This is a genomic window from Mesorhizobium sp. M0139 (genome assembly GCF_040322455.1).
Classification (GTDB): Bacteria; Pseudomonadota; Alphaproteobacteria; order Rhizobiales; family Rhizobiaceae; genus Mesorhizobium.
This window is the reverse complement of sequence record NZ_JAMYTN010000010.1, coordinates 284,976-293,244: the sequence shown is the minus strand read 5'-3', so window position 1 is coordinate 293,244 and position 8,269 is coordinate 284,976. Positions and strand designations below refer to the sequence as shown.

Below are 8,269 nucleotides of genomic sequence, written 5' to 3'. Positions count from 1 at the left end.
AACACGGCGGTGCCGGACACCAGCTGCGGCTTCTTCTTCAGCAGATTGCCGGCGAGGAAATCGAGCGGGATTTCGTTGCGCCGGGTCTTGTCGAACAGATAGCGGCTGCCGCGCACCCAGGTCCACATCGCCAGAACGATGGTGAAGGCCACCGCAAGCGACGCCCAGCCGCCCTCGAACACCTTCACGATGTTGGAGGCAAAGAAGCCGATGTCGATGAAGGCGAACACCGCCGTCATCGCCACCGCCACCCACAGGCGCCATTTCCAAATGCGCGTCATGACGACGAACAGCAGCACCGTCGTCACCAGCATGTTGCCGGTCACCGAGATGCCATAGGCCGAGGCCAGCTTGCTCGATTCGCCGAAACCGACCACCAGCAGCATCACCGCCAGCGCCAGCAACAGATTGACACGTGGCATGTAGATCTGGCCCGACTGCCGTTCCGAGGTGTGCAGGATTTCGAGACGCGGCAGCATATTGAGCTGCACCGCCTGCCTGGTCAGCGAGAAGGCGCCGGAGATCACCGCCTGGCTGGCGATAACCGTCGCGGCGGTTGCCAGCACCACCATCGGGATCAGCGTCCAGCCTTCGTTCATCTCGAAGAATGGGTGGCCGACGTGACCGTTCTTCGCCAGCACGAAAGCGCCCTGCCCAGCATAGTTGAGCAGCAGGCAGGGAAACACGATCCACAGCCAGGCGACCACGATGGGCCTGCATCCGAAATGGCCGAGATCGGCATAGAGTGCTTCGGCGCCGGTGACGGCGAGGAAGATGGCGCCGATGGTCACGAAAGCGACGTCGGGCGAATGGATCAGGAAGGCGACGATGTAGTGCGGGCTCACCGCCCACAGGATTTCTGGATCGGCGATGATGTGGTTGAGACCGGAAAGGCCAATTGCCAGGAACCATACGGCGGTCACCGGGCCGAACACCAATCCCACCCCGCCGGTGCCAAAGCGCTGCACCGCGAACACCATGGCCAGGATGACCAGTGTCAGCGGCACCACATAGGGCTGGAAGGTCGGCGTGACGACGTTCATACCCTCGACAGCCGACAGCACCGAAATCGCGGGCGTGATGACCGCGTCGCCGAAAAACAGCGAGGCGCCGACGATGCCGATGCCCAGGATCACCGCCGACCGCTTGGGGAAACTGCCGCGCGCTAGCGCCATCAGCGACAGCACGCCGCCCTCGCCGCCGTTATCGGCGCGCAGCACGAACATGATGTACTTGATGGTGACGATGATAGTCAGCGACCAGATGATCAGCGACAGCACGCCGAGGATATCGCCGCGCTCGGCGACATTGCCGCCCGACGACGCCACCAGCGCCTCACGGAACGCGTAGATCGGGCTGGTGCCAATATCGCCATAGACAACGCCGAGCGCGCCTAGCATCAGCACCTTGGGGCTTTGCTGTTCGATTGCCGGATGGCTCGACTGTTCGACGGGTTCTGCCTCGCTACCGGTATTGGTAAGGACCATGGACGACACTCCGATAAGGGGCGGCCCTCTACCTTTGCTGCACTGCAATATCAAGTGCCGCGACGTAATGGCTCCGGATGCGGACCGCATTTGTTGCCGCACCGGCGGATTGTCTCATACGAAACCACGATCCCGCTCCCGGGCCATTTCCTCGACGAGACACAGGCTCAAGGGGACCTGAAGGAGGGCCAGACCGGATGGGCGATGATCTGCGGCAGGAAACGATGGCGCTGCTTGTAGCTGACGGCATATCTTTCTCCTTTGTGTGTCTGCCAGACGAGCGGGCGGGCACGGAAGTGGTCGCGCTCTGGCTGCCAGACATACTCGTCCAACCTGATGAAAACCTGACTTGTACACCCAGCCCAAACAGGTGCGAGGGGTCGGTTATTACCAAAGGCTCTGAGGGCTGATTCTCTAGGGTTTCCGCCCAGATTGATCCGTGCCCCTTGTTGTGTTCCGCCCCGGGTTGATCGGAGGCTCCAACTCCTGAGAAGGTGGAACCATGACAAGCAAGGCGACCAACAAGTTCTCTCCCGAGGTCCGGACCCCCCGCGGTGCGGCTGGTTCTGGATCACGAACGCGAGCATACGTCGCGCTGGGCGGCGGTTTCATCGATCGCCGCCAAGATCGGCTGCAAGAAAGCCGAGCGTGACGGCGGCGTGCGCGCCGGAGTTCCCACGGATGCTGCGACGAAACTGAAGGCTCTGGAACGCGAGAGCCGCGAGCTTCGCAGGCCAACGAGAGCAGGGCTTCCGCGTATTTTGCCCAGGCGAAGCTCGACCGCCGGTTCAGGCCACGATCGCGTTCATCGACGATCACCGCAAGGCGCATGGGGTTGAGCCGATCTGCAAGGTGCTGCCGATCGCCCCGTCGACCTACCACGACCATGTCGCCAAGCGCGTCGACCCCTGCCGGCTGTCGGCTCGGGCAAGATGGGATACAGCCTCGAAGCATGAGGTCCGACGGTTTGAGGCGAACTTCCGCGTCTACGGCGTTCGCAAGGTCTGGCGGCGGTTGCGTCGCGAGGGCTTCGACGTCGCCCGCTGCACGGTTGCCCGCTTGATGAAGGCCATGAGCCTCGAAGGCATCGTCCGCCGATCCGCACTACGGTGAGCGACAAGGCCGCACCTTGCCCTCTCGACCACGTCAACCACCAGTTCCACTGCTCCGCGCCGAACATGCTGCGGGTCTCCGACTTCACCTGCGTCGCGACCTGGACGGGCTTCGTCTATGTCGCCTTTGTCATCGACACCTATGCCCGTCGGATCGTCGGCTGGCGGGTGAGCCGGACGGCGCATGCAGCCTTCGTTCTCGATGCCCTGGAACAGGCTCTCGATGATCGGCGGCCCGTGCGGGGAGGCGGGCTCATCCATCACAGCGATAGAGGCAGCCAAGGCGGATTCAACCGGATCGTCGCAACACCGGCATCATACTGTCCCCCAAGGAGTTGGTCGAGGAGTTCGGCAGGTGTTTTCCAGCCGAGCGTTTTGCGCGGTCTTGTGTTGATAGCATGGGCGACTGCGTCCAGTTCCCGGGCTGTGTGCCGACTGAGATCCGTGCCCTTTGGAAAGTACTGTCTCAGCAAGCCGTTGGTGTTTTCGTTGGAGTCTCGCTGCCACGGGCTTGGGGATCGCAGAAGAAAATCTCGAGCCCGGTGTCGATGCGCAGGTCGGCTGCTGCGCCATTTCCGCTCCATGGGCCCAAGTCAGCGACTGACGCAGTTGCTCGGGAAGTTTGCCCATGGATCGGGCTATGGCTCTGCGGACTGCTTCAACGCCGTGGCCGGCAAGTGGTGGACCGTTCTTGATGCGCAGGCTCTGCTGATAGCCATTGCATGCGCGGCAGGTGAAGCACGCATTGTGAAGCGTGAACTTCGTTCCACGAGCGTACCGATCGCCTAGCTTCCGAGGCCAAGGATGAGGTCGCCTTCCCAATGTCCGGGGACAGCCCGATCGGCAATTTCGGCCGGACGGTCGCTTATTATAAGGGCGTCTCCAATGAAGGACTTGTTGCGAACTCGGGCCCGTTCGCGCGGTACGCGCGTTCGGGCGGTACGCGCAACGCTCGGCCTGAACGCAGACATGCGGTCAGTCCTCGGCGCAATGCTCCGCGTCCTTGAATGTACAAGGACTGATAGATCGTCTCGTGGCTGATCCGCATGGTTTGATCCTCTGGGTAATCGATCTGAAGCCGATTTAGCGATCTGCTCGGGGCTCCAGGTTGCCGACCACCTCCGGCTCTGTCGTTTTTTCCACACCCACCTTGGGGCCCTCGAATGAGGCGCCATTGGGGTTGGTGACTTTGCCGGCCAAGCGCTCCTCAACATATTCACGCAGAGCCGGATTGACCGCCAGCTTGCCAGGAGGCCGGCGGGACTCACGATCGGCGTGCCATTGGGCGGCACTGGCCGGTAATCCAGATTGCCGCTACGCGTCGCGGCATTGCGCCTGACCTCCCGCGAGATTGTGCTCGGCGGCCGACCTAGCTTACGAGCAATGGCCCGGATGCCGATCCCCTTGGCAAGCTCAAGCGCAATATCCTCGCGCTCCCGAAAGAAAGATATCGCCCCGAAGGCGGCTTCGCCCACGGCGCCAAATGCGTTGGCGGCATCCCTCCTGTACTCCGAAACCAGCGCGGACCAAGAGGCGTTGATGTACCGGCATCCAGTGCGGCCTCCTCGCTCGAATGTCCCAAGGCAATAGCTTGCCAGAACCGGAAGCGATTCTCACGCTGCCAGGCAGGCGGACGCCCGGGCGAATCCAGCTTCTTTCGAGTGCACCGATCTAAGCGCGTTGGTGAACCGTCATTGCCACCTCCAATCCCTTGGTGTCGCGACGACCGGTTGAATCCGCCCAATACGTCAGCATTCGATACACCGAGCGCTTGGCGGAGGCCGGCGTCGAACCCTCGGTGGGCAGTGCCGGCGACTCTTTCGATAATGCTCTCGTCGAAACGATCAACGGTCTTTACAAGGCCGAGGTGATCCATCGACGCGGACCCTGGCGCTCATTTGAGGCCGTCGAGTTCGCCACGCTCGAATGGGTCGACTGCTTCAACAATCGCCGGCTGCTGGAGCCCATCGGCAACATCCCGCCGGCCGAAGCCGAGGAACGCTACTACGCCATGTTGGATGAACCAGCCATAGCCGCGTAACTCAAACGAAACGGCCTCCGGAAAGCCCGGGGCAGTTCACATCGCATTTGATGCCAGCTTCATCGTATTTTCTTCGGCTTGGACGGGCACTTGGCAGACCCACAGAGCTGGGAACCCTTTGCCATACTACAACTGTAACATCATATCGGTTTAGCAGGTCAAGCTTCGGTGGTAACCTCTGGGTAGAATAACTACTTTGGAGGCGAGCAATGGATCGCGATAACAAACGGGCACGCGCAGCTGCAAGATCATCTCAAGGCGTGGGGAGCAGTAGCCTCCGTGACGTTCCAGAGGGGCCATTGAGCGATGTTGCAGAACGGCTGGTAACCGCTAACCCGCGCGATACAGCGCGAAATCTTGGGGGCTTCAAAGGCCTCGGGACGCACGAGCGAACAGCCGTTCGGGGCACTCAACCCGGGCCAGAAACTGACCTCGCGAGATTTGAAAGGCGGACCAATCGGCTTGGACGATCAGCCATCAATCTGGCCGCGACATTAACAGCCGAATTGGGGTACAGCACGGATGACATAGCATTGCAGAAAGTCGGAGCGGCCAGTAATCTAGGTAATTACCTAACGCCAGGGCTGCAAGATGCTATTGTTAATCGCATTGGCAACATGGATCCGCCGTCGCAAGCTCTCGGAACTTATTACGTTGCGCCACACTTCAGTAAGTTTACTGAGGAAAACAAATCTCGCATTCTTGATCAGGCCATTGGATTGGCTTCTTCTGATCCGGATGGCAATGTCAGAAACATGGCATCCAATGCTATTCTCAACATGTATCACCAGTTCGACGCAAATCAACAGGCCCAAGCTCACTCAGTTTTTCCCGGCATGCAAGACATCTTGCCGCACATGCCGCCGCCGCAGCATGCAGCAGAGGAACGGAGTGCGAATCTGGACGGCCACATAGCAGGTATTGAGGCTGCAGTCCGTGATACAGTAGGCCCGCAAACCTCCTATGAACAGCTGCAGCGGGGTGCTCAAGTCGGGCGGTCCATAAGCCAAGCCTACAATCACGCCCGAGAGGACCTAATGGAGGCCACCAGAAGCAGAGATCGCTCCGGCCGTTGATGTCTCGGCCATGGTACAGTGACGCTTTCTCTCCCGAATTCCGTCTACGGCCTTGCCGTTTCCAATTCGCTGGCCGTTGACGTACCTGCTTAGTGTAACTTTCAAAAACCACGTCTGCCGGGTGATGCGCTGCAAGCATCGCACCACCCACTGCGGCATCGATCTGTCGAGCGGCGACATCGCGCGACGCCGGTTCGGTCTCTGAAGCACGCGCAGCATTAGCTACGGCTAATCCGGCAATGGAACAATGCTTTCAACAAAAACGACGCCCCCCAACATAGCCATTAGCATCGCGTGCTCACTCGCCGTGGGCTTCTGTGCGGCAAGTCTTTACGCAACCTTCCGCCACGGCGGCAGCGGCGAGGCTCTGATGGCGTTTGATGTCCGTGCCTTTTGGTTTGAAACGCCCTTCTATTTGGGTTTCGCAACCCCCGTTTTCTATCGGGGCGCGGCTATCGTGCTCTCGACGTCCGCGGTCGTCTTGCTGATTCAGCAGATCGTATTGCGCCGCAAGCTCGAACACCACGGGACGGCTCGTTGGGCTCGAGTGGATGAAATGCGACGCACGGGATATCTGCGACGATACCGTGGCGTGACAGGGCCGGTGTTTGGGAAGACAAGTGGCCCTTTCTGGCCTGGCTACTACCTGACCAATGGCGAGCAGCCTCACAGCCTCATCGTTGCACCGACCCGCGCTGGCAAGGGCGTCGGCATAGTCATTCCAACGCTACTTACATTCAAAGGCTCGGTGATAGCTCTGGACGTCAAGGGGGAGCTCTTTGAGCTCACCTCGAGGGCGCGCAAAGCCGCAGGTGACGACGTGTTTAAATTCGCGCCGCTGGATTCGGAGCGGCGCACAAACTGCTACAATCCGCTGTTGGATCTTATAGCGCTGCCTCCACAGCAGCAATTCACCGAGGCCCGCCGCTTGGCCGCAAACCTGATTACGGCCAAGGGGGAGGGCGCGGAAGGTTTCGTCAGCGGCGCGCGAGATATCTTTGTCGCGGGAATCCTTGCCTGCATCGAGCGGGGCACGCCAACAATCGGCGCCGTCTACGACCTCTTCGCCCAGCCGGGGGAGAAGTTTAAGCTCTTCGCGCGACTCGCCATGGAGACTCAGAACAAAGAGGCACAACGCATCTTCGACGACATGGCGGGGAACGATACGAAAATCCTAACCTCCTACACTTCCGTGCTCGGCGATGGCGGGCTCAACCTGTGGGCGGATCCCGCTGTAAAGGCGGCCACAAGTCGCTCGGACTTTTCGGTCTATGATCTTCGCCGTCGCAGAACGTGCATCTATCTTTGCGTTGGTCCGAACGACCTTGAGGTGATCGCGCCTTTGATACGCTTGTTTTTTCAGCAAATCGTTTCAATTCTGCAGCGGTCGCTGGCCCGCCGGGATGAAAAGCACGAGGTTCTCTTCCTGCTCGATGAGTTCAAGCACCTGGGTAAGCTGGAGGCGATCGAGACCGCAATCACGACTATCGCGGGCTACAAGGGGCGTTTCATGCTCATCATCCAAAGCCTTTCGGCACTGACGGGGGCTTATGGAGAGGCTGGCAAGCAGAATTTTCTCAGCAATACCGGACTGCAAGTGTTCATGGCCACGGCTGATGACGAGACTCCGAACTACATTTCCAAGGCCATCGGTGAATACACGTTTGAAGCCAAATCGATTTCCCACAGCCAGGCGCGAACGTTCGACTGGACCATTCAGAATTCACATCAAGGTGCACCGCTATTGCGTCCCGAACAGGTTCGGCTGCTCGATGACGACTACGAGATTGTTCTCATCAAAGGTCTGCCACCATTAAAATTGAGGAAGGTGCGTTACTTCTCGGATCGCATTCTGAAACGCATCTTTGAACGCCAGACAGGCGCCCTCCCGGAGCCGGCGCCCTTGACGGGAACAGAGGAGGCGCTCTCCGCCGGATCTCAACTCGATGACCCGCTGTGTGAATTGGCGCAGGACTTTGACGATACAGTTTGATGTGAGGCTGGTGTGGACCCCGCGAAAAACTCCATCCCGTGTAACAGCTTTGTCGCAGGTGCAGGACGCCGGCTTGGAAGAGGGGCAAGCGGGCAAAGCCCGGCGAGTGGGCTTTGAGCAGCACGTGTCCGAGGCGCCCCGGCCGCTGTTCGATGGTCGAGCTGACGAGCCGCCAACCAATCCAGAGGAGCTTCTGCGACTGGAACAGGGGGTCTCGCGAGGTGCTTCAGCGAGGGCAGGATCATCAAGCCGCCTCATCTTTTTTCAGCAACCCAGGATGCCCGATGGACGGGATGACCTCAACAGAAGCGTGTCGGAGGCTTTCGCAAGCTCTGGGACGCCGGAGTTCGGGCCGCCGCCCCCAGTCCTGGCTGCCAGCCAACAGCAGATCCGCCCTTCGCCGGATGAGCTTGACCATGCAACCACCTGCCACCCGAGTGAGTCGTCCCAACAATGAACATCCCACAGCGCTGTTGTGGCCAGCGGAGACGCAGAGGGCCCTGAATGCGCCGCAAGCCGTCGCCATTCAGCAGCAGCTGAGCGAAATCGGCAATTCAGGC

Annotated in this window: 3 protein-coding genes, 3 pseudogenes and 1 other annotated feature; of the genes and pseudogenes, 4 read left to right on the top strand and 2 right to left on the bottom strand. The window is 60.1% G+C overall.

Annotated elements, in window-relative coordinates; translation table 11 throughout:
- Positions 1 to 1,487, bottom strand: a 1,487-nt coding sequence (locus NKJ58_RS19350; RefSeq protein ID WP_352853624.1) for a potassium transporter Kup, incomplete at its 3' end; no start/stop codon positions are given.
- A gap of 502 nt (positions 1,488 to 1,989) precedes the next feature.
- On the opposite strand from NKJ58_RS19350, the pseudogene NKJ58_RS19345 reads away from it, so the two are divergent.
- Positions 1,990 to 2,881: pseudogene (locus tag NKJ58_RS19345) on the top strand (IS3 family transposase); the annotation flags it as partial.
- Positions 2,241 to 2,357 (top strand) — a sequence feature (AL1L pseudoknot). (Overlaps the previous pseudogene by 117 nt.)
- On the opposite strand, the pseudogene NKJ58_RS19340 reads toward NKJ58_RS19345, so the two are convergent.
- A pseudogene (locus NKJ58_RS19340) lies at positions 2,860 to 4,307 on the bottom strand (IS30 family transposase). The pseudogenes NKJ58_RS19345 and NKJ58_RS19340 overlap by 22 nt on opposite strands.
- 30 nt (positions 4,308 to 4,337) lie before the next feature.
- Here NKJ58_RS19340 and NKJ58_RS19335 point away from each other — a divergent pair.
- The 3 genes and pseudogenes from NKJ58_RS19335 to virD4 all read left to right on the top strand — a co-directional run.
- Positions 4,338 to 4,640 (top strand): annotated as a pseudogene (locus NKJ58_RS19335) (integrase core domain-containing protein); the annotation flags it as partial.
- Positions 4,641 to 4,939: 299 nt separating this feature from the next.
- Complete coding sequence (locus NKJ58_RS19330) at positions 4,940 to 5,716, top strand: hypothetical protein (RefSeq protein WP_245263145.1); 777 nt, start codon at positions 4,940 to 4,942, stop codon at positions 5,714 to 5,716.
- Between the two features lie 247 nt (positions 5,717 to 5,963).
- Positions 5,964 to 7,709: a type IV secretion system ATPase VirD4 gene (gene virD4 / locus NKJ58_RS19325; RefSeq protein ID WP_023746487.1), complete on the top strand. Its 1,746-nt coding sequence runs from the start codon at positions 5,964 to 5,966 to the stop codon at positions 7,707 to 7,709.
- Positions 7,710 to 8,269: the final 560 nt, after the last annotated feature.

Coding starts and splice junctions, on each gene's coding strand:
- virD4 (WP_023746487.1), top strand. CDS start 5,964: ATGCTTTCAACAAAAACGACGCCCCCCAACATAGCCATTAGCATCGCG.